The sequence below is a fragment of the Parabacteroides sp. CAG:2 genome, assembly GCF_000436315.1.
In the GTDB taxonomy this organism is placed as follows: Bacteria; Bacteroidota; Bacteroidia; order Bacteroidales; family Tannerellaceae; genus Parabacteroides; species Parabacteroides distasonis.
Genome location: NZ_FR885302.1, coordinates 20,572 through 41,960 on the forward strand (window position 1 = coordinate 20,572; position 21,389 = coordinate 41,960).

The 21,389-nt window shown below is 46.1% G+C and carries 18 protein-coding genes; 9 read left to right on the forward strand and 9 right to left on the reverse strand.

All coding sequences use genetic code 11. The features are described 5' to 3' along the window. Positions 1-2 precede the first annotated feature (2 nt). Positions 3-452: a NanQ anomerase/TabA/YiaL family protein gene (locus QVP94_RS10830; protein ID WP_005857314.1), complete on the reverse strand. Its 450-nt coding sequence runs from the start codon at positions 450-452 to the stop codon at positions 3-5. 215 nt (positions 453-667) lie between these two features. Between QVP94_RS10830 and QVP94_RS10835 the strand changes: the two genes are divergently transcribed. The 3 genes from QVP94_RS10835 to trhA are packed head-to-tail and all read left to right on the forward strand — an operon-like array spanning position 668 to position 3,771. Continuing rightward, a complete protein-coding gene (locus tag QVP94_RS10835; RefSeq protein WP_005857312.1) occupies positions 668-2,881 on the forward strand; it encodes a heavy metal translocating P-type ATPase in 2,214 nt (737 codons plus the stop codon). Between the two features lie 15 nt (positions 2,882-2,896). Then, positions 2,897-3,103 (forward strand): heavy-metal-associated domain-containing protein, encoded by a 207-nt coding sequence (locus QVP94_RS10840; RefSeq protein ID WP_005857310.1) that lies wholly within the window; start codon positions 2,897-2,899, stop codon positions 3,101-3,103. A 17-nt stretch (positions 3,104-3,120) separates the two neighbouring features. Next, positions 3,121-3,771: a PAQR family membrane homeostasis protein TrhA gene (gene trhA, locus QVP94_RS10845; RefSeq protein WP_009275107.1), complete on the forward strand. Its 651-nt coding sequence runs from the start codon at positions 3,121-3,123 to the stop codon at positions 3,769-3,771. An 80-nt stretch (positions 3,772-3,851) separates the two neighbouring features. On the opposite strand, the gene QVP94_RS10850 is transcribed toward trhA, so the two are convergent. The 7 genes from QVP94_RS10850 to gadC form a co-directional block, all read right to left on the reverse strand. Beyond that, the gene (locus QVP94_RS10850) at positions 3,852-5,171 is read right to left on the reverse strand and encodes a TldD/PmbA family protein (protein ID WP_005862700.1); all 1,320 of its coding nucleotides are present in this window, start codon (positions 5,169-5,171) and stop codon (positions 3,852-3,854) included. A gap of 1 nt (position 5,172) precedes the next feature. Further along, positions 5,173-6,705: a TldD/PmbA family protein gene (locus tag QVP94_RS10855; RefSeq protein ID WP_008772291.1), complete on the reverse strand. Its 1,533-nt coding sequence runs from the start codon at positions 6,703-6,705 to the stop codon at positions 5,173-5,175. Then, positions 6,695-7,936 (reverse strand): anaerobic sulfatase-maturation protein, encoded by a 1,242-nt coding sequence (locus QVP94_RS10860; RefSeq protein ID WP_005862697.1) that lies wholly within the window; start codon positions 7,934-7,936, stop codon positions 6,695-6,697. Before QVP94_RS10860 ends, QVP94_RS10855 begins: the two co-directional genes overlap by 11 nt. A gap of 24 nt (positions 7,937-7,960) precedes the next feature. Continuing rightward, positions 7,961-9,727 carry an ArnT family glycosyltransferase gene (locus QVP94_RS10865; RefSeq protein WP_005862695.1) on the reverse strand — a complete coding sequence of 589 codons (1,767 nt, stop codon included), beginning with the start codon at positions 9,725-9,727 and terminating at the stop codon, positions 7,961-7,963. A 98-nt stretch (positions 9,728-9,825) separates the two neighbouring features. Next, the gene (locus QVP94_RS10870; protein ID WP_022192595.1) at positions 9,826-11,382 is read right to left on the reverse strand and encodes a DUF4435 domain-containing protein; all 1,557 of its coding nucleotides are present in this window, start codon (positions 11,380-11,382) and stop codon (positions 9,826-9,828) included. Between the two features lie 138 nt (positions 11,383-11,520). After that, a complete protein-coding gene (locus tag QVP94_RS10875; protein WP_005857296.1) occupies positions 11,521-11,733 on the reverse strand; it encodes a hypothetical protein in 213 nt (70 codons plus the stop codon). Between the two features lie 160 nt (positions 11,734-11,893). Continuing rightward, positions 11,894-13,381, reverse strand: coding sequence for a glutamine/gamma-aminobutyrate antiporter GadC (gene gadC / locus QVP94_RS10880; protein ID WP_005857294.1), 1,488 nt, complete (start codon positions 13,379-13,381; stop codon positions 11,894-11,896). 197 nt (positions 13,382-13,578) lie between these two features. Between gadC and QVP94_RS10885 the strand changes: the two genes are divergently transcribed. The 6 genes from QVP94_RS10885 to nhaA all read left to right on the forward strand — a co-directional run bounded on the left by QVP94_RS10885 (position 13,579) and on the right by nhaA (position 20,949). Then, positions 13,579-14,325 (forward strand): potassium channel family protein, encoded by a 747-nt coding sequence (locus tag QVP94_RS10885; RefSeq protein WP_005857292.1) that lies wholly within the window; start codon positions 13,579-13,581, stop codon positions 14,323-14,325. A 156-nt stretch (positions 14,326-14,481) separates the two neighbouring features. Next, positions 14,482-17,337, forward strand: coding sequence for an excinuclease ABC subunit UvrA (uvrA, locus tag QVP94_RS10890; protein ID WP_005862688.1), 2,856 nt, complete (start codon positions 14,482-14,484; stop codon positions 17,335-17,337). Beyond that, positions 17,334-17,555 (forward strand): hypothetical protein, encoded by a 222-nt coding sequence (locus QVP94_RS10895; protein WP_005857287.1) that lies wholly within the window; start codon positions 17,334-17,336, stop codon positions 17,553-17,555. The genes uvrA and QVP94_RS10895 overlap by 4 nt, the downstream gene beginning before the upstream one ends. 3 nt (positions 17,556-17,558) lie before the next feature. Further along, complete coding sequence (locus QVP94_RS10900; protein ID WP_005857285.1) at positions 17,559-18,158, forward strand: IMPACT family protein; 600 nt, start codon at positions 17,559-17,561, stop codon at positions 18,156-18,158. Between the two features lie 107 nt (positions 18,159-18,265). Further along, complete coding sequence (locus QVP94_RS10905) at positions 18,266-19,474, forward strand: cation:proton antiporter family protein (protein WP_022192596.1); 1,209 nt, start codon at positions 18,266-18,268, stop codon at positions 19,472-19,474. Between the two features lie 113 nt (positions 19,475-19,587). Beyond that, complete coding sequence (gene nhaA, locus QVP94_RS10910; protein WP_005857282.1) at positions 19,588-20,949, forward strand: Na+/H+ antiporter NhaA; 1,362 nt, start codon at positions 19,588-19,590, stop codon at positions 20,947-20,949. Between the two features lie 112 nt (positions 20,950-21,061). Here the strand turns inward: nhaA and QVP94_RS10915 are convergent, their stop codons facing one another. Then, a complete protein-coding gene (locus tag QVP94_RS10915; protein WP_005857281.1) occupies positions 21,062-21,313 on the reverse strand; it encodes a GlsB/YeaQ/YmgE family stress response membrane protein in 252 nt (83 codons plus the stop codon). Between the last annotated feature and the right edge of the window lie 76 nt (positions 21,314-21,389).

The following is a 21,389-nucleotide window of genomic DNA, read 5'->3' on the forward strand; positions in this document are numbered from 1 at the left end:
TACTATTGGACCGGGATCTTGATAACCACCTTCCGGATATTCCCTTGGCCGATACCCGGGGCGTGCCCGTCTTCCGGGAAATAAATGGCGAATTGTCCGGGATAGATTTTCGTATAGGCGGTAGGTTTGTCGATATAAAAGGCGATATCTTGCTCCTCGTTGTATGGAACGGACTCCTCTAGTAATTGATCTCCCGGTTTCCATCCGATTTTCTCTACGCCCAATAAGGGGAATTGGATATCGATAAATTTCTTGTGGGTCTCGATGGCCGCTTCCGACTTCTCCTTTCCGAAGAGGCTGGCGATGCTAACCGTGAAACCAGCGTCCGCTATATCGTATTTACCATCTTCCATTTTTGAAAAATCAGTAGACTTAACATAGTCAAAAGCCTGCTTAAACAGCGGATGGATACATTCGATCCGCTTAGAGTTCTCAAGTGAGTCTAGAATCATATTGTTATTAAGTTTTAGTAATTGGTTTGAAAATCGTTACAAATGTCGGGTATTTCCCTGTTAAATAATAGTCATATTTCTCAAATAAATCTATTAAGTTCCTAGGTTTCTTAACGTACGTAAATACTGTTTCGTAAAGTTTGCAATCTGGTTGCAATCATATTTATCGTATCTTTGTTATTCATTTATATATAACTAAACAGGTGATACGATCTATGAAAGATTTGGAGACAATTATACTACCGGTTCTCGAGATGAGTTGTGCCGTATGTGCCAATAACGTAGAGAATACGGTGAAGGGACTTCCCGGCGTGGAGGAGGCATCGGTGAATTTCGCGGCGAATACGCTTTCCGTCAAATACCATCCATCCTTGATTACTCCTCAGAAAATGAGAGAGGCCGTGCAGGAGGCCGGATACGATTTGGTCGTGGAGGTAGAGGATCCGACGGCGGTACAGGAAGAGATGGCACGAGAGCATTACCGGAAGCTACGCCGGAATACGATCGGGGCGTGGGTACTTTCCATTCCGCTGGCCCTGCTGGGAATGGTGTTTATGCATACGCCCGGCGGTAACTGGATCATGATGGCGCTGGCCTTGGTGATTATGATCGTGTTCGGGCGGTCGTTCTACGTGAACGGCGTGCGCCATGCGTTGCACGGTAGCGCCAATATGGATACATTGGTGGCGTTGAGTACCTCGATCGCTTTCCTGTTCAGTTTCTTCAATACCGTATATCCGCGGTTCTGGTATGAGAAAGGATTGGAGCCGCATGTTTATTATGAGGCATCCGGCGTGATCATAGCGTTCGTTCTGTTGGGTAAACTTCTGGAGGAGCGGGCGAAGAACAGCACTTCTTCCGCTATCAAGAGCTTGATGGGATTGCAGCCTAAAACCGCCCGTCGTGTGCGAGATGGTCAGGAGGAAGAGGTCTCTATCTCGTTCTTGCGGGTGGGAGATCTTGTCAGTGTCCGTCCCGGTGAGAAGATCCCGGTGGACGGCACGGTGTCTCAAGGTTCCTCTTCCGTGGATGAGAGCATGTTGAGTGGCGAGCCGATCCCTGTCGTGAAATCACAAGGCGACCGGGTCTTGGCCGGGACGATCAACCAAAAGGGCGCTTTCTTGATGGAGGCGACCGGGGTGGGGAGCGCTACCGTATTATCGCAAATCGTACAGATGGTACAAGCCGCCCAAGGAAGTAAGGCGCCCGTGCAGCGTATCGTTGATAAAATAAGTGGTATATTTGTACCGATCGTTGTCGGATTGGCGATACTTACTTTTATCGTCTGGCTGGTAGTAGGAGGAAGCGGGTACTTCTCGTACGCTCTCTTATCGGCGGTATCGGTATTGGTGATCGCTTGCCCTTGCGCGTTGGGACTTGCTACGCCAACTGCCTTGATGGTCGGGATGGGTAAAGGCGCCGAGCATCATATATTGATCAAAGACGCTTTTGCCTTGGAAAACCTTTGTAAGGTGGATACCGTCGTGCTGGATAAGACCGGGACCTTGACCGAGGGCGTGCCCGAGGTGACAGACTCTTTCTGGATATCGGAGGCGAGCCGGGATATGCTGGATATCCTTTATACCGCCGAGATGAAGTCTGAGCATCCTTTGGCGTCCGCTATCCTCTCATGGTTGAAAGGAACGGAGGCTGCGGAGATCGACGCTGATAGTTTCGAGAGCGTAACGGGGCGTGGTATCCAAATGCAGGTACATGGCGTGACGTATTGGGTAGGAAGCAAAGGCTTTTTGGAAACCTTCAAGGCGATGGTTCCGCCCGAGGCTGGGCGGGAAATCATCCGGTGGGAAGAGGATGGCAAGAGTATCGTTTATTATGGTTGGGAATCGGAATTGCTTGCGGTCATGGCTATTTCGGATCGGTTGAAACCTACGTCGGGAGAGGCGGTAGAGGCCTTGAAAGAAATGGGTATCGAGGTTCATTTATTGACCGGCGATGGGAAACGGACTGCCGAGACTGTTGCGGCCATGCTGGATATCCGTCATTATAAGGCGGATGTCTTGCCGAGCGATAAGGAGGAGTATATCCGTTCCTTGCAAGCCGCCGGAAGGAAAGTGGCTATGGTTGGGGATGGTATCAACGACTCGCAAGCTTTAGCCCGTGCGGATGTGAGCATTGCGATGGGTAAGGGAACGGATATCGCCATGGATGTGGCGATGGTCACGTTGATTACTTCGGATTTGATGTTATTGCCGGATGCGATCCGCTTGTCGAAACGTACGGTTCGCTCGATCCACCAGAATTTATTCTGGGCATTTATCTATAACTTGATCGGAATCCCATTGGCGGCGGGTGTCTTATTCCCGGTGAACGGACTGTTACTGAACCCGATGTTGGCGAGCGCCGCGATGGCTTTCAGTTCCGTGTCGGTGGTATTAAATAGCTTACGGTTGAAATGGAGTAAACTTTAAATAATAAGTAGAGATATGGCAACATTAAAATTTAAGACAAACGCTAAATGTGGCGGATGCGTGGCGGCTATCGGCGCTAAGTTGAATAAATTAGTAAAAGAGGACGCATGGTCGATCGACTTGAAATCCCCGGATAAAACATTGACTATAACAACCGATCTTCCGGCGGAGACCATTCTTTCAGCCGTATCGGAGGCCGGTTTCAAGGCTAGCGCCTTGTAGTCGTAGCGATCGGATGGATGAGAAAACAAAGACAGACTCATGGTGAGGAAGTAGCGAATGTGCTTACGCATGGCGCGGGCATGTTGTTCGGCTTAACGGCGATTATCGTCTTGATGATCGCCGGGATTCGTACAGGTGATCCGTGGGTGATCGGTAGTTTCGCCGTTTATGCGTTGTGCATGACTTCCTCGTATGTGACATCTACCTTTTACCACGCCGCTTCCGATCCCAAGCGAAAATGCCAGTTGCGCCGTTGGGATCATAGCGCTATTTATTTGCATATCGCGGGTACTTATACGCCATTTACCTTGGTGGCTCTCCGCGACGAGGGTTTCTGGGGCTGGGGATTATTTATTACGGTTTGGCTGGCCGCGGTTATCGGCGTATGGTTTAGTTTCCGTCGGATGAAGAAAAAGGATAATCTGAAAACGGTTTGTTATCTGCTGATGAGTTGGGTGGTGATTATCGCTTTCAAACCTTTGATCGATGTTTTCCAGCGTACGGATTCGATGTATGTCTTATATTGGCTGATCGGAGGAGGCTTGTTCTATTCCTTAGGAACGATTTTCTTCTTTCTGGATAAATATAAATATATGCATTCCGCATGGCATTTATTCGTTCTCGGGGGAACGGTTTGCCATTTTATAGCGATCTATAATTTGGTGTAAGGAAAAACAAAGAAGCCGGAACTGTGTTTAGCGGTTCCGGCTTCTTTTATTCTTGTTCTTCCGTATGTTGTTTCTCGTATTTATAATCCGCTAAAATCAACCCCATTGAAAAGCAAGGAAGGGATTCGCCAGCTGGAGGATAGGCGGGGGTCGTTTCCGACTTCCGCTAGGTTACTCCATAGGGAGAGCATATTACCCGTGGCGTTCATCTCGGAGATCGGTTGGGATAGCTTGCCTCTCTCGATCAAGAAACCTTCCACACCATACGAGAAATCGCCGGTCGTGCTATTGCAGTTTCCACCGTTGAAGCCGGTCACCAATATACCTTTGTCGATAGAGGCGATCAATCCGTCCAGATCCTTATCACCATTCCGCATGGTAAGAATCGAGGGAGAGCCGATCGTTTGTTCCATGCCCATCTTGTTGGCGGAATACGTATCGATATAATACGTTTTCAATATACCCTGCTCGAATACCGGAAGACGTTTCGTGGCAACACCCTCGCTATCGAAATAACGTGCGCCGGAAGCCTTTACCAAATGAGGCTCATCTATCAAGGTCATCTTGTCGCTCGCTACCTTTTGGTCGATCTTATCCAACAAGAAAGAGTTCTTTTGCTGGATGGAGGAACCGTAAATGGCTCCGATTACTGGAGAAAGCAGACGACTGGAGTTCATGTTATCCACGATCATGGTATATTTACCGGACGCCACTTTCCGCTGTCCCAGTTTTCGAAGCACCCGTTCCAGCGCTTTCGTACCGATACCGGTCTTCACCAGCTCGTCATAATACAAGGAAGAGTCGTACCAATAGGACTCGGGACGGGCGTCGCCCTCCCCACGGATGCTGACACTCCCCACCAAACCATAAGAGGAACCGGAAGCCTCGCCTTCGAAACCGTTGCTGGCTACCATGTACTTAAAGTCCTTCTCGTCGCTGTAGGAAGCGTTGGCGGAGATGATCCGGTCGTCCTTGCCCATGATTTCCTCACAGACGCTCATGGCCAACGCTACCTTGTCGTCCGGTTGCACGGAGTCGAAATTCGGGTCGACCAATCGCAAGTCCGCCGCCCCACCTTTATAATACAAGGAAGCGTCCGGCAGCGTGCGAGCCTTGTCCTCGGCGAGGAAACGAGTGGCGGCGATACCATCCTTGATGAACTTCTCCAGCTCTTTCTTATCCAAGCGATTGGTAGAGTAGGAGCCGTAACGGCCGTCCACGAACAAATGAACCACCATGCTGTTCTCGGATGCCTGTTGCAGACGGTCTATTTTCATATCCCGTATCTCAAACGAACTGCTGGAACCATTGTAAAGCGTGACACGTGAAGATTGGCAACCATTCTTCAAGGCATATTCCATGGCCCATTGAGCCAATTTCTTATTTTCGTTTGTTATCATATTAGTTTTCTCCTCCTACTGTAAGTTTGCTGACTAAGGCCGACGGCATACCGCAGGTTACCGGGCAAGACTGTCCATCCTTACCGCAGGTCCATGTGCCGTTATCCATTTTATAATTATTACCCACCATCGTGATATCCGCCAACGCTTTCGGGCCGTTACCGATGATATTGATATCCTTGATAGGTTGGGTAAGCTTGCCGTTCTCGATCAAGTAACCATCCTTCACGAAGAAGGTAAAATCGCCCGCGCCGATCTGTACCTGCCCGTTCGTGAAGTTGGCGGCATAGATACCTTTCTTTACGGTAGAGATGATCTCCTCTTCCGTCACGTTGCCCGCTTCCATATAAGTGGCACGCATACGGGGGATAGGCATCTGACGGAAAGACTCCCGGCGGCCATTGCCCGTAGAGGGGATGCCGTAATGTTTCGCGCTGATACGATCGTGCAGATAACTGGTCAAGACTCCCTCCCGTACGATATAGGTTTTTTGTCCGTCCACACCCTCGTCATCGATATTGACTGAGCCCCGGTTGAAAGGAATCGTGCCGTCGTCCACCACGTTGATATGCTCGTTGCAAACTTTCTTGTTCAGTTGATCAGAGAAAATAGAGGTGTTCTTACGGTTGAAATCTGCCTCGAAAGCATGGCCGATCGCCTCGTGCAATAAGATGCCAGAGCCACCGGCACCCATGACAACGGGCATTTCCCCGCCTTTAGGCTTGATCGCCTGAAATAAGATAGAGGTCTTATCCACCGCCTCTTGGGCAAGCTCGTCGATCAGGTCGTCCGTTAGGAATTCCGCTCCCATGCGGAAAGCCCGTGCGGCGTACGAGTTCTCGATCTTCCCGTTATCCTCCATAATACAGACGGCACTCAAAGCACTCATCGGGCGATAATCGTAATAAATCTGCCCTTCCGAGTTACAGAATAAGATATGAGAGGTCGTGTCTCCCAAAGAGGCCATCACCTTGGTGACCCGCTTGTCCTTGGCGAAGATCTGATCGTTCAGTTTCTGCAAGAAAGGCATCTTGTCATTAATGGCTATCTCGTCCCAAGGTGTTTGTACGCTATAGAAATTGTTCGTATGCTTTTCTTCCGTTAAGTTGATAGGAGCGGTATTCGCTGATCCGGTGGCGATACGCGCGGCCGTACGAGCCGCCTTTAGCATCTCGTCCAAGCTGACGTTCTCCACGTAGGCATATCCCGTTTGGTCGCCGGACAAAACACGTACGCCCATCCCAAAATCGATGTTAGATGAGGCACGGTTTACGGCACCATCCTGCAACCCTACGTTGTTCCTGTATGAATGCTCAAAAAACAAATCGGCATAATCCCCGCCTTTCTCCAAGGCTGCCGCCAATACTTTCCTCAAATCCCCCTCACTCACCTTGAAATAATTCATGGCGAATGAAATACCGGCTGCTTTATCACTCTCACTACCGGTGCAACTTCCTAGTAGGGAAGGAGCCGCTAATGTTCCAAGCATAACCATACTTCCTGTTTTAATGAAATCACGTCTGTTAATATTCATGTTGTTGTTGTTTAGCCCAATCCATCACGTTTGCGGGTGGACGTTGATTCAATAACTCTTTTTTCATAAAATCCATGTAAGGAGCTACGTGCTTGAAGAATTTCTTGTATCCCTTACATAGATAATTTAGTCCCGGCTCTCCATTCGGCGTATGGAGGAACCGGTTTTTCGGGCATTCCCCATGGCAAGCGAAAAGATATTCGCATTCCTTGCATTGCGTAGGGAGCTTATCTTCTTTATCCGTTCCAAACTTTTGTTGTACCGGACTGTACATCATCTCCGTTAATGTCTTTGTTTGGATATTCCCGAGTTTGTATTCCGGGAATACGAAATGGTCGCAAGCATATACGTCGCCATTGAACTCCATTACCCCGGCGTGACCGCAATGGCGGGCCAAGGAACAGACCCCGGGTTGCTCGCCTACCCAGTTCGCCAAGGTGGAATCGAATAATTGGATGTAGAACTTGCCGACATCCTCTTTCAGCCACTCGTCGAACAAGGCGCAAAGGAAATCCCCCCATTTCTCGCTATCTACCGAGAACGGAGCTAGCTCGATCGCAGCGTCTTGTTCCTCGGGAGAAGATAGCTTGGTACCTTCCTTGTGCCGGCCGATACGCTCCACGATCGGGGCGAATTGGATGAAACGGCAATCCAGTTCCTTGAAGAAATTATAGAATTCCAGCGGATAATCCACGTTATAATCATTCACGACGGCCATGGCGTTATATTCTACCCCATGTTTTTTCAGCAACTCGATTCCCTTCATCACCTTATAGAAAGAGGGGAGTCCCTGCCGGTTCCTACGGTATTCGTCGTGGAACTCTTGCGGGCCATCGATAGATACACCCACCAAGAAATTATTTTCCTTGAAAAATTGGCACCACTCATCATTCAATAGGGTACCATTGGTTTGGATACAGTTGTCTATTTGCCGTCCTCCCGCATATTTACGCTGCAACTCCAAGGCTTTTTTATAGAAGCTGATAGGTCGCATCAGCGTCTCGCCTCCATGCCATGTAAACAAGACTTCTTGCATGGTTTGGCATTCCATGTATTCCTTGATGAACTTCTCGAGTATCTGATCCGTCATGATGTGATTCTTCACGTCTGGATAGAACTTACTTTTCTCAAGGTAATAACAATACTCGCATGCCAAATTACAAACAGAACCAACCGGTTTCAACATGATGTAGACCGGCTTGGCGAAAGGGGAAATATAGGAACTATTCATGGTATACTATTAGATATTACATTTCTATTTCAACTCGAACTCGCTAAGCACGATTTTTTGTTTTAGCTCGCTGAACGTTTGATCTGACTTAGTCAGTGTACGGAAGGTATATTTATCCCCGTATGTGGAAAGTACCTTTTCCATCTCATTTTCTCCGATCAGGAAATAACCTTTGGCGGGTGTTTCTTTATCGAAGTCATGGAAGATATTTCCCATATAGAAGTTTAACCCGTACAGATTCCGATAAATCCGAAGGTTATTTACGACATATACATTCTTTTTATTCAATGGATATTCTTTCAGGATACGTTCAGCGAAAACACGGCAAGAATCCCCTTCACGAATACCTCTCATAATGACACCGTCAATTAATAAATTAACCGAGAATGTCAAGGCTATCGTAGCGTAGAGGATCTTGATATTTATTTTCTTGAACATCTGGTAATAGACCGTTCCTAATATCAATAGATTTATGAAGATAATACAGATCGTAAGCGTACTGGGGTGAACTAATACTTTTGATACCATTTGTACCATGTCCAAGGTCGATGCGTTTTGTGTATATTGACCGACGATACCAACAGGATCAATAATACTGAATACCGTAAGCAAGATCGCTATCATGACGACACTTACTACGGAAGCTAAAAAGGCAGCGAATACCCGAGTTACTTTCGTACGGTATTCTGTAATATATAAGGCATACTGAGCCAAGAACAAGGCAATGAACGGATAAGCCGGCATTAAATATACGCTTCGTTTACTGGAAGGGATCGAATAGAAGAAAAGGATGCCGACTAAAGCAACCAAACTAAATAAACGAACTTTTTCCATGGAGCGGATACGTTTCCACGTATTCTTTAAGATCTCTTTAATAGGTTGCTCAGGCTTGCTAAGTTTCAGCCCGAATAAAGAGAAGAAAAAGAAAATAGTCCAAGGTATAAAGCCTGCCGCCAACGTCATGAAATTGTACCAAACACCATTCTCATGCCCCAGATCATAGGAAATTTCAGGAGTGTTTAGGTGTAAGAAACGAGCGAAATTCTCCGCTAATACGACATTAAGGAACTCATCTCCACCTTGCTTCCATGCAGCGGTATACCACAACATCGGTAGGAATAAAGAGGAAATTCCCGCATATAATAAAGTCTTGAATATGGTGAGATAACTGTATTGACCTAACATTAATAGATAAATGCCGAATACGAATAGGGGCAATACTACGCCTACCGGTCCTTTGGTCAGAACGGCGCATCCTAATAATAAAGGTATGAATATGGGAAGTCCTTTCAGCTCTAATTTATCTTCCCATCGATATAGCTGGAAAAGCCCTATGACGATGAAAGTAGTGAGCAACATATCCACCCGGGTCGTCATGGCCGCCCGATGTATCTCTACGCAGGTGACCAATAGGAGGGTCGCTATGAATGCCTCCTGAAACTTTACGATTCGTTTACCGAAAAAGACCAATACGAACCCGATCAAGGTAATAAAGGCTAAAGCCGATGGCAAGCGGGAGGTGAACTCGGAAACATATCCCTGTGGATAGGAGAAAGCAGCCATTAACCAATGCGCCATCGGTGGCTTAAAAGCGAACTCGTTCGCGTAAGATTGTGGCAAGACCCAATTACCTGTCTCAAGCATGGAGATCGCTACGGCCGCTTCCCGAGGTTCCCCTTTGGTGGAAAAGTCGCCGAGGCCAATCCAAGGTAACACAGATATAATACAGATTACTACCATCATGGTTACCGGCTTTTGCAAGTAAAGATATTGAAGTGTAGGTGTACGCATATGACAATTAATATATAGGGCTTTGGCCCATTAATGTTATAAAACAGTTTGCAAAAGAACAATTTTTTATGGACTTTCCCCGCATTTTTAGAAACTTTTTATGTGCCCAATGAATGTTTGATAGCCTTTCGTATCGCTTCCGCATCCTCCTTGTTTTCCTTTAATATGGAGAGAATCAGGTTTAAATAACTCTCTTTGTTACTGATACCGCAGATCGCGCATAGGCGGCTCTGTGGTAACATCCCTTTTTGATTATAAACACGGAGGATGCTTTTGTAGTTCTCCGTTTCTATATAAGACTCAAATTCTTCTTTTATGTTTTTGTATATTTCTTCCGCATGGATGTTCAGACGGATACTCTCTACATGTTCGGTTAATTGCTCCACCGTCGTTATCTTGCGATCAACGGTAGTCTCCAGTTTTTTACGGACTTGATGTTTGGCATGAAGGATTACTTGCGAGTCCAGTTCTTTTTGGAAAAGACGTACTACGTTTTCTTTCACTTGCTTGAAAACATCGTCCGGATCTTTCATCAACCGTTTGGCGACCGTCTTGATCACGTCCTCTATCATCAATAGGTTCTCCACTTCCGCTACGTCCGGTACATAAATATGTTGTTCCCGTAGATAGTTTATTTCTCCTTGCGTACGCCTGTCACGATCTACGATACCTTTGCTATCTAATGTATGGAAGTCTTTCAGTTGGCCGAACGCTTTGGTTGTCTCGATTACTTTTTGGCAACCACCCATCGGTTTCACCAAATAATCGGGGAATATGAAGGGGTAAAGCTTGCTGTCGATACTGTTCGTGTCGGTCCCTTCGATAAACAAGATCGGTTTCCGGCTGCCAAGTATTTCCATATATACTTCTTCCGGGAAACTTTCATTACTCTCGATCAACTCGTAATCCCATACGGAATGATCTGCGTCGTAAGAACGAATCCAGATCCGTTTGCTGTCGGAGCGGGAGGTGGCGAAATCAATGTCATGTGTGAGATAAACAAACGTACAGTCCGGGCGTATCGCCTCAATCTCGTCCCAAAGCTGGTTCTTTATGGAGTTGTGGAGAAGGGTTTCCGGCTCTTCGATCACGAGCAAGGCGTTCGGGCATGCGCATAATGCGGCCCCAATCAAGTAGAACACCAGTTTCTCGCTATCGCTCATGCGTCCGGCGGTGTAGGAATTTGAATCACGCCCCGTGGATACAAGCTCGATAAATCCCGACTTTCGTATCAGGCGATTATGCGGAAACATCTTTTCCCAGATCGCTTGTATAATATCTATCTTGGTGATCGGAGGATCTACTTCGTTATTAGTTTTGCTGGCTTCCTTGAAATTGACTGCCGCCTCGAACTCCTCGCTCTGGAGTTGCAAAATCAGTTTCTCGTATTCAGAAATACGTGGCATGAACAGTCGTTCCTTGATCATAGACTGTAAACGTGCGAATTCATTGGAGGCCGATAATTTAGATTCGTCATCGCTGATGAATAAGGCATGTATACCGGATATTCTTTTCGCTTGACCCGCATATCTCTCCAATAAATCTCTGCCAAAAGAGCTTTTCCCCGCACCGTTCGCTCCGATCACGACTAATATCTTCGTGTCTAGCATGATGGGATGTGTCACATTAACTTTCGTTGGGAGTGTTAGTTCCATACATGTTATTGATTAGGTTTTCAAAGATAAGCTTTTTCTTTGAAAGTTCGCACGAGACCTGAAAAATAAAGTGCCTTTCCCGAAACATCCTTAAAGACGGGAAAGGCGCTTTTATTAAAACCTTAGCAGAGTTTTTTCTTATTTGCTCTTCTCCAAGATAACTCGAGCGAGGCGAGCTTGTATTTGCATTAATGTATTAACATCCTCGTTCTCGAAATTGATGTCAGCTACTTTTAAACTTCTTTTGGAGACTACCGGAGCCGATTTAGCAGCCATTAATTCTTGTACTAATTCATCTACTTGCTCTTTGATTTTCTCTGCCTTTTTTGAATAATCTACTGTACGTGCCATAGTTCTTTTGATATTTTATTTTATGAATACTATCGCAAAGATAATTACATTTTTATAATACACATAATAAAACGTAAATATTCTGTGCTATTTTTACGAAAAAGTCCGAGCTGCAATATTTTCGCAGCCCGGACTAGGTAATTATCGAGATGAATGTGTGTTATGCTTTTGTCGTATTCGTCTCGGATACGTCATTTTTTACTTCCCAATGGAACGGTTCGAATTCAGTGTTCGGATCTACCCAAGATGCTTTCTTAGACGCATAGATAATAAACGGTGCCGCAACGACAACTATTACACCGATGAAGAGAACGGCGAACCAAACCGTATTATTTCCTGTAGAAATCTGGCTAGGAGGAATGAAACTTAATACGAACGCTAATAAGGAACCACAGAATCCTAAACCTCCGATCAACCACATCAAGCCATTGCCACCTTTTCCGATACGGAAAGGACGACCTGCTTTTTTCATCTTATAACGTAATGCGATCGCTCCGGAGAACATCAACATATACATTATTAAATATAAGATCACCGTAAGCTGTGATAAGATCTGATAAAAGCTTTGTACGGATGGCATTACCACGAATAATAAGCTAAGAAGTGTAACAGCCGCTCCTTGGATATAAAGGATGTTTTTCTGTACGCCGATCTTATTGGTCTTCTGGAAGAACGGGGGCAGATAACCTGCTTTACCAACTGCGAATATACCTTTGGAAGGACCAGCGACCCATGTCAATACTCCTGCTAATACGCCAAATGCCAAAGCGATAGCGATAATTGGGGATAACCATGAGGCATGAATGTACTTGAAGTAATTGTCGAATCCCACTAATAAACTTTGCGTAAGATTGATGTCTTTCTCTGGGATAATAATACCCAACGCAAAAGTTCCTAGTACGAAGATTACAACGGTGATCAAGGCACCGATAAATACAGCTTTCGGATAGTTTTTAGAAGGATTGTCAACGTCTTTCACGTGAATACCGCCCATTTCCATACCTGCGTAAAAAAGGAAGATACTTGCGGCTAAGACTAAGTTGTCGAATTTACTGAAGTCGGGGAAGAAGTTACTGTGGAAATCCATATTGGAATGCCCGCCAGTCGCTAGGTATACGATACCTAAAATGATGAGTAACGCCGCTGGTATGATAGTACCTACCATACCTCCGATTTTCGCTACTTTTCCAACCCAACTCAATCCCTTTAGTGAGATAAATGTAGCCAGCCAATAAATAATTAACACGATCGCTAATGTGTAGTATTTGTTATTCGCCAGCAGCATATCTTCGGGATGATCCATACCGATGAAGGCGATGGATACGGCTCCAAAAGTTAATACTGTCGGATACCAGATCGTACTTTCAATCCATTGAACCCAGATAGCCAGAAAGCCTAGACGTTTTCCATAGGCCTCACCTACCCAACGGAATACACCACCTTGTTTGTCTTGGAACATTGCCGCTAATTCCGCTGCCACCAAAGAGGTCGGGATTAAGAATACGATTGCCGCGAATAAGTAATAGAAAGCCGAACTTAGTCCGTATACGGCTTCTGCTGGCAGTCCGCGTAAAGATACTACTGCCGTCACGTTCATGATTGCTAGGGTAAACACACCTAGCTTTACTGTCTTGTTGATATTTGCCATAGATTTATGTTTTAAAAATGAGAATTACTTCTCTCGTTTAAGTCTGAGTTTATAACAGCGAATCAAAGAAGATGTTTTGTTTTTGCTACGTAAAACTTGGTTAATTAACACATTTCGCTGTTTAAACAAATGGTATATGAGGTTTGTTGTCATAAACCAAAATGAAAAGGATTATAATTAAATAAATAGTAACGCTTATGAAAATGGCCGTATTTGATTTCGCATTGAGAAAGAAGGGAGTATATGGTGTGTTACATATCATTATACTATTGTTGTCGCTGTTCTTGGTTATCAGTATCTCCATCGATACATTTAAGAATATTCCCTTTTACACGCAAACTTCTTATAAGAAGATTCAATTATGGATCTGTTTGTTTTTTCTTTTCGATTTTGTTTTGGAATTTTTCCTGTCGAAAGATAAATTACGTTATTTGCGAACGCACTTTATTTTCTTGCTCGTAGCGATCCCTTACCAAAATATAATAGAATATTATCATATTATCACCTCACCCGAGCTTAGTTATTTCTTACGTTTCGTTCCTTTGGTACGGGGTGGGTATGCGTTGGCGATCGTGGTGGGATGGTTGTCGTACAATAAGGCGTCGGGCTTGTTTGTCTCTTACTTGACGATGTTGCTGGCCACGGTTTATTTCTCAAGTCTTATATTTTTTGTCTTGGAGCACAAGGTGAACCCGTTGGTGGCTAATTATGGGGACGCTCTATGGTGGGCGTTTATGGATGTGACAACGGTTGGCTCTAACATATCCGCTATTACGGTTACGGGGCGAGTCCTTTCGGTCGTATTGGCTGCTTTGGGCATGATGATGTTTCCAATATTTACGGTATATGTGACAAGCCTTGTCCAAAAAAGTAACGAGGAGAAAAAAAGGTTTTATGAGAACATGCAGGCTCCTTCTCCCCAGCCAGAGGTGAAGGATAAATAGAAACTCTAGTTCCTACAGTGGATACTGCGAGGTCTTCCCGTAGGGAACAAACAGGCTGGAGGAAGTGGCGGAGATTACACTATGATTTGCTGGAAAGTTTGATTGGCTTCTGTTTTTTTCGTATCTTTACGGCCCCTAAAACCAGATAGGTAAAAGATGATAAAAGATAAGCAGGCATTGGAAGGCGGGCGCATATCCATACTTGGCGCACGTGTTCATAATCTGAAGAATATAGATGTAGAGATTCCGAGGAATAAGTTGACGGTGATTACCGGCATGAGTGGTAGCGGCAAGTCATCATTGGCGTTCGATACGATTTTCGCTGAGGGACAAAGGCGGTATGTGGAGACATTCTCGGCTTACGCCCGGAATTTCTTAGGGAATATGGAGAGACCCGATGTGGATAAGATAACGGGTCTGAGTCCGGTTATCTCCATTGAGCAAAAGACAACCAATAAGAATCCTCGTTCCACCGTCGGTACGACTACCGAGATCTATGACTTTTTCCGTTTGCTTTACGCTAGGGCGGGAGAGGCCTATTCCTATTTGAGCGGGGAGAAGATGGTGAAATATACCGAGGATCAAGTCTTACGGCTGATCTTGGATGAGTACAACGGGAAAAAAACGTATCTCTTGGCTCCGTTGGTCCGTAATCGTAAGGGGCACTATAAGGAACTTTTCGAGCAGATACGTAAAAAAGGATATCTGAACGTCCGTGTCGATGGCGAGTTGAAAGAGATCTTCCATGGGATGAAGCTGGATCGTTATAAGATGCACAGCATCGAGGTGGTGATCGATAAGATGATTGTCTCCGAGGCAGACGAGCGTCGTTTGAAAGAGAGCTTGAAGATCGCCATGAAGCAAGGCGATGGCCTTGTGCTGATACTGGATGCCGAGACTAACGAGGTTCGCCATTATAGTCGTCGTTTGATGGACCCGGTGACCGGATTGTCTTACAGTGAGCCGGCTCCGCATAATTTCTCGTTCAACTCCCCTCAAGGAGCGTGTCCGAAATGTAAAGGCTTAGGACAGGTCAATTTGTTGGATATGGACAAGATCGTTCCCGATCCATCCTTAAGTATATATAGCGGTGGCATCGTCGCTTTGGGTAAATATAAGAATTCGTTGATATTCTGGCAGATTGAGGCGCTTTGCCAAAAGCATGGCGTGACGATCAAGACGCCTATACGGGATATTCCCGAGGAGGCGATGGACGAGATCATGAACGGTACGGACGAGCGGTTGCAGATCAAGAATGACTCGTTAGGATCGTCTAACTATTTTTTGTCGTATGAGGGAGTCGCCAAGTATATCTTGATGCAACAGGAGAGCGAGGCATCCGCCTCGGCGCAGAAATGGGCGGGACAATTCATCAAGATGGCCACTTGTCCGGAATGTAACGGCTGGCGATTGAATAAGGAGGCGTTGAGCTACCGGATAGCGGGAAAGAATATCGCCGAGTTGTCGGCCATGGATATCTCGGAATTATACGAGTGGCTGGAGGGTATCGAGGAGAAGCTGGACCCGAAACAGCTTCGGATCGCTACGGAGATATTGAAGGAGATACGCTCCCGCCTGCGCTTCTTGCTGGATGTGGGATTGGATTATCTTTCCATGAACCGGGGTTCCGCTACCTTGTCCGGTGGCGAGAGCCAGCGTATCCGTTTGGCTACCCAGATCGGAAGCCAATTGGTGAATGTACTTTATATATTGGATGAGCCGAGTATCGGTTTGCACCAGCGGGACAACGTCCGTCTGATTAACTCCTTGAAGCAATTGCGTGATACGGGAAACTCCGTGATCGTCGTGGAGCATGATAAGGATATGATGCTGAGTGCCGATTACGTGGTGGATATGGGGCCTAAAGCGGGCCGTCTGGGGGGTGAGGTCGTTTTTGAGGGAACGCCCAAGGAGATGCTGCGTGTAGATACCTTGACCTCTTCCTATCTGAATGGAAACACGGAGATAGCCGTTCCTGCCGAGCGTCGGAAAGGCAATGGGCAGTTTATTACGATCAAGGGAGCCAGCGGCAATAACCTGAAGCATGTGGACGTGTCTTTCCCCTTGGGTACTCTTATTTGCGTCACGGGTGTGTCGGGTAGCGGAAAGTCTACCTTGATAAACCGCACGCTGCAACCGATCTTGAGCCAGCATTTCTATCGCTCGCTGGAAGACCCCTTGGCATACGACGCCATCGAGGGAATCGAGCATGTCGATAAGATCGTGAATGTGGATCAATCTCCGATCGGTCGTTCCCCCCGGAGCAACCCAGCTACCTATACGGGGGTATTCTCGGATATCCGGAATCTGTTCGTGGAACTTCCGGAATCGAAGGTGAGAGGGTATAAACCGGGACGTTTCTCTTTTAACGTATCGGGCGGACGGTGCGAGACCTGTAAGGGAAATGGCTATAAGACGATCGAGATGAATTTCCTTCCGGACGTGCTGGTGCCTTGCGAGGATTGTCACGGCAAGCGATATAACCGGGAAACCCTAGAGGTTCGTTTTCGTGGGAAATCAATTGCGGATATCTTGGATATGACGATTAATATGGCAGTGGAGTTCTTCGAGAATATCCCGACTATCTTATCCAAGATCAAGGTCCTGCAGGATGTAGGTCTGGGATATATCAAGTTGGGGCAACCCTCTACTACCTTATCCGGTGGCGAGAGCCAACGTGTCAAGCTGGCTACCGAGCTGGCGAAGCGGGATACGGGAAAGACGCTTTATGTATTGGATGAACCTACCACCGGTCTGCACTTCGAGGATATCCGGGTCTTGCTGGGGGTATTGAACAAGTTGGTGGATAAAGGCAACACGATCATCGTTATCGAACATAACCTCGATGTTATCAAAAGCGCCGATTACTTGATCGATATGGGCCCCGAGGGCGGTCGCCGTGGAGGTAACGTCCTTTTCACAGGGACTCCGGAGGCTTTAGCGAAGAGTGGTGTCGGGTTTACGGCTCCGTTCTTGAAAGAAGAGTTAGATATAGCAAATAAGAAAAAATGAAGAATCCTATACAAATGATCAAGCAGTGCGTGGAGAAGGAGGAACCTTACTTCGTGCTGAGAGGGCAGGACGTATGTGCGTTGGCTGCCATAGAGACCTATTATGAGGAGGTGAGGAATAAGGTGAAAGATCCTTATTTCATCGAGGAGATCGAAGAGATCATGAAAGATTTCCGGGCGTACCGGGAGGAAGTGTCTAACACTAAAATACCGGATTGATTTATGGCAGACGACAGTTACAAGACCATCAAGCAAGTAGCCGAGGGATATTATACCGAGAAGCGCAGCCGCTTTATCTCGTATGCTATCCCCGTGCGTACGGTAGAAGAGGTGAAGGAGCAACTGGAGAAATACCGTAAACAATATTATGATGCCCGCCATGTATGCTGGGCGTATATGTTAGGTCCAGAGCGGCAGACGTTCCGGGCCAACGATGACGGGGAGCCTTCTTCCACGGCCGGGAAACCGATCCTCGGACAGATCAACTCGAATGAGCTGACCGATTTATTGATTGTCGTAGTACGTTACTTTGGTGGAATCGAGTTAGGAACCAGCGGGCTGATCGTCGCTTATCGCACGGCCGCCGCCGAGGCTATCGCCGCCGCCGAGATCGAGGAACGTACGGTAGACGAGGACATCACGGTCGTTTTCGAATACCCATACCTGAACGGGATCATGCGTATCGTAAAAGAGGATAACCCCGCTATCATCTCACAGAAGTTCGAGATGGATTGCGAGATGACGCTTCGTATCCGTAAAGGAGAGGCTGAACGCCTCAAGAATCGCTTGTTAAAGGTTGAGACCGCTTATCTAAAAGAGTAGCAAGCGATCAACTAATTCAATTTTCAATTGTTTTTTGTAGAGACAAGGCTCATGAGGAACCCTGCCCCTGCATTTTATTGTGTAAATATTAATATAGTTTTATCTGAATGAAAAAAGTTCTTTTATTCTCTCTTTTTCTAGTGTTGGGTTTGGTCGTGTCGCAAATGCTTCCCGCTATGGTGGGGGAACAGTATTCGCTGGTAAAGACGATCTCTAATACATTTTTGTTTATTTGCCTTGCGTTTATCATGATTAATGTGGGGCGTGAGTTCGAGATTGATAAGACCCGGTGGAAGTCTTATACCGAAGATTATTTCATAGCGATGGCTACGGCTGCGTTTCCGTGGATATTCGTGGCTTTATATTATATGTTTGTCTTGCTTCCGGGCGATTTATGGGGAAGTTGGGACGCTTGGAAGGAGAACCTGTTGCTAAGCCGGTTCGCCGCGCCTACCTCGGCGGGTATCTTGTTTACGATGTTGGCCGCCGCCGGGCTAAAAGCCTCTTGGGTATATAAGAAAGTACAGGTATTGGCGATCTTCGACGACTTGGATACGATCCTGTTGATGATCCCGTTGCAAATCATGATGATCGGCTTGCGCTGGCAATTGGGGGTCATTATTCTGGTTGTGGTATTGCTCTTGATCCTGGGCTGGAAGAAAATGGGATATTATAATGTACGTCAAGACTGGAAAGCCATCTTGTTCTATGCCGTCGTGACGTTTGGTATCACGCAAGTGATTTATCTGGTATCGAAACATATGTACGGGGAGGAGGCTAGCATCCATATCGAGGTACTTTTACCTGCGTTTGTCGTAGGTATGATCATGCGGCATAAGCATATTGATACCAAGATCGAGCACCAAGTGTCCGATTTTATCTCTTATCTCTTTATGTTCCTTGTCGGAGTGAGCATGCCGGTGTTTATGGGTGTGGATTTCGCTCAGCAAGTGGCGGAAGTAACTACGGTGACAGGTTCCCAGCCGATGATGTCATGGTCGATGATCGCTTTACACGTCGTAATCGTCTCATTCTTATCCAATATAGGTAAACTATTTCCTTTGTTTTTCTACCGTGACCGGATGAAACGGGAGCGTTTGGCGCTGTCTATCGGTATGTTTACCCGTGGAGAGGTAGGAGCCGGCGTTATTTTCATAGCCTTGGGATATGGATTAGGTGGCCCTATGTTGATAATTTCTGTGTTAACTATTGTGTTTAATTTAATTTTAACTGGTATCTTTGTCATCTGGGTAGAGAAACTCACACGCAGCGCTTATAACCTGGAGCAAGCAGGAAAAGCCAAAGCTGTCAATTAATAGAAAAAACACTTGAAGGTATTTCAAGATGATATCCCGTTTCCCTCTTGGGAGGGAAAGGGAATAGTCATAGTACGATCAATTGTTGAAGACCTTCATCTAACTTATTATTTATGGACCGTACGATTAATGTTATCCTTAAACCGTTGCGTCGCTTCGCTATACAGAAGCCGAACGCTAGTCTTTTATTGTTTGCCGCTACCATCGTTGCTATGGTCTTGGCCAATTCGCCTTGGGCAGATAGGTATCACCAGTTATTAGCTTTTCCAATCGATCTGCAAGCCGGGCAGTTTAACTTCTTCGCGCATCATGGCGAGACCATGTCTATGCTGGCTTTCGTGAACGACGCCCTTATGGCGGTTTTCTTTTTCGTGATCGGTCTGGAGATCAAGCAAGAGGTATTGATCGGTGAGTTGAGTTCCGTGCGGAAGGCGCTATTGCCTATTATCGCCGCCTGTGGTGGAATGATCGTGCCGGTCTTATTTTATATGTTAGTATGTAATACGCCTCCCGAGGTAAACGGGGCGGCTATTCCGATGGCTACGGATATCGCTTTCGCCTTGGCCGTATTGGGCTTGTTGGGGAAGCGGGTGCCGTTGAGCATGCGTATCTTCTTGACCGCCTTGGCTGTGGTGGATGATATTGGAGGTATCATAATTATCGCCCTGTTTTATAGCGGGCATATCGCTTTCGAGCCTTTGTTGATATCCCTGATAGTCCTCGCTTTGTTGTATGTGGGAGGAAAGTTCCGGGTACACAACCGATTGTTTTTCTATATTGGTGGCTTTATCGTTTGGCTGCTATTTCTGGAGTCAGGAATCCATCCGACAATCGCCGGCGTGTTGATCGCCTTTACGGTTCCAGCCCGTCCGGTTGTTAAGCTAGATGATTTCACGTGTGATATGACCGGGTATTTGAATATGCTGGACTATACCGAGGTTCGTCAGTCCCGTAAAGCGGAAGTGCTTACGCCTACACAAATTCAGGTATTGAATAACATCCATACGTTGGCGGATAAAACGATCAGTCCGTTGCAGACCATCGCTGATAAGTTGCATCCTTTGGTAAACTATGTGATACTTCCTTTATTCGCTTTCGTGAATGCCGGTGTGACATTCGGGGATATCCAACCCCAGACATTAGTTAATGTACCGTTGGCAGTGTTCGTGGGCCTATTTGTAGGAAAGACATTAGGTATATTCTCTTTCTCTTACTTGTTCGCGTGTACGCCATTTGCCTCCATGCCTACAGGCATGAGCAAGCGTAATTTATTTGGAGTATCCATGTTGGGAGGAATCGGTTTCACGGTCGCTTTGTTTATAGCGAATCTTTCCTTTGACGGCAGTACGGCGGCGGGTGCAGATCTCTTGAATCAGGCGAAGCTGGGTGTATTCACGGGATCGTTTATATCCGGTCTTTGCGGTTATCTGGTATTGAAATGGGTTTTACCTAAAGAAAAAGTGGAAACGATCTAAATAAAAAGGCAGTCCGGCAAGGACTGCCTTTTACATTATATTATGCCGTAACTAAAGTTTCGTGAGATCTTGTTGCCATGTAATATATGATTTGATAATTGAGCACGCCTTCTTAAACCTCTTTGGATTTGTTGAATAGCGAGCCGATCCATAATAACAAAATAGCTCCGACCGTAGAGGTTATCAAGCTTCCTAAGATACCACCGGCCGATATGCCTAGTAAGCTGAATACCCAGCCACCCAATACACCTCCAATAATACCTAGGATCAAATTAACAATGACCCCGAAACCTCCTCCACGCATAATCTTACCAGCCAGATAGCCGGCAACGATACCGATGATAATAGACCAAATAAATCCCATAACGAATAGTTTTATATTTTATTTAAAAGTTCTGATGTTTTGTATTTAAACACATCCGAAAAGTTTTTGGTTGCGC

Coding starts and splice junctions, on each gene's coding strand:
- QVP94_RS10830 (WP_005857314.1), bottom strand. CDS start 452: ATGATTCTAGACTCACTTGAGAACTCTAAGCGGATCGAATGTATCCAT.
- QVP94_RS10835 (WP_005857312.1), top strand. CDS start 668: ATGAAAGATTTGGAGACAATTATACTACCGGTTCTCGAGATGAGTTGT.
- QVP94_RS10840 (WP_005857310.1), top strand. CDS start 2,897: ATGGCAACATTAAAATTTAAGACAAACGCTAAATGTGGCGGATGCGTG.
- trhA (WP_009275107.1), top strand. CDS start 3,121: ATGAGAAAACAAAGACAGACTCATGGTGAGGAAGTAGCGAATGTGCTT.
- QVP94_RS10850 (WP_005862700.1), bottom strand. CDS start 5,171: ATGATAACAAACGAAAATAAGAAATTGGCTCAATGGGCCATGGAATAT.
- QVP94_RS10855 (WP_008772291.1), bottom strand. CDS start 6,705: ATGAATATTAACAGACGTGATTTCATTAAAACAGGAAGTATGGTTATG.
- QVP94_RS10860 (WP_005862697.1), bottom strand. CDS start 7,936: ATGAATAGTTCCTATATTTCCCCTTTCGCCAAGCCGGTCTACATCATG.
- QVP94_RS10865 (WP_005862695.1), bottom strand. CDS start 9,727: ATGCGTACACCTACACTTCAATATCTTTACTTGCAAAAGCCGGTAACC.
- QVP94_RS10870 (WP_022192595.1), bottom strand. CDS start 11,382: ATGGAACTAACACTCCCAACGAAAGTTAATGTGACACATCCCATCATG.
- QVP94_RS10875 (WP_005857296.1), bottom strand. CDS start 11,733: ATGGCACGTACAGTAGATTATTCAAAAAAGGCAGAGAAAATCAAAGAG.
- gadC (WP_005857294.1), bottom strand. CDS start 13,381: ATGGCAAATATCAACAAGACAGTAAAGCTAGGTGTGTTTACCCTAGCA.
- QVP94_RS10885 (WP_005857292.1), top strand. CDS start 13,579: ATGAAAATGGCCGTATTTGATTTCGCATTGAGAAAGAAGGGAGTATAT.
- uvrA (WP_005862688.1), top strand. CDS start 14,482: ATGATAAAAGATAAGCAGGCATTGGAAGGCGGGCGCATATCCATACTT.
- QVP94_RS10895 (WP_005857287.1), top strand. CDS start 17,334: ATGAAGAATCCTATACAAATGATCAAGCAGTGCGTGGAGAAGGAGGAA.
- QVP94_RS10900 (WP_005857285.1), top strand. CDS start 17,559: ATGGCAGACGACAGTTACAAGACCATCAAGCAAGTAGCCGAGGGATAT.
- QVP94_RS10905 (WP_022192596.1), top strand. CDS start 18,266: ATGAAAAAAGTTCTTTTATTCTCTCTTTTTCTAGTGTTGGGTTTGGTC.
- nhaA (WP_005857282.1), top strand. CDS start 19,588: ATGGACCGTACGATTAATGTTATCCTTAAACCGTTGCGTCGCTTCGCT.
- QVP94_RS10915 (WP_005857281.1), bottom strand. CDS start 21,313: ATGGGATTTATTTGGTCTATTATCATCGGTATCGTTGCCGGCTATCTG.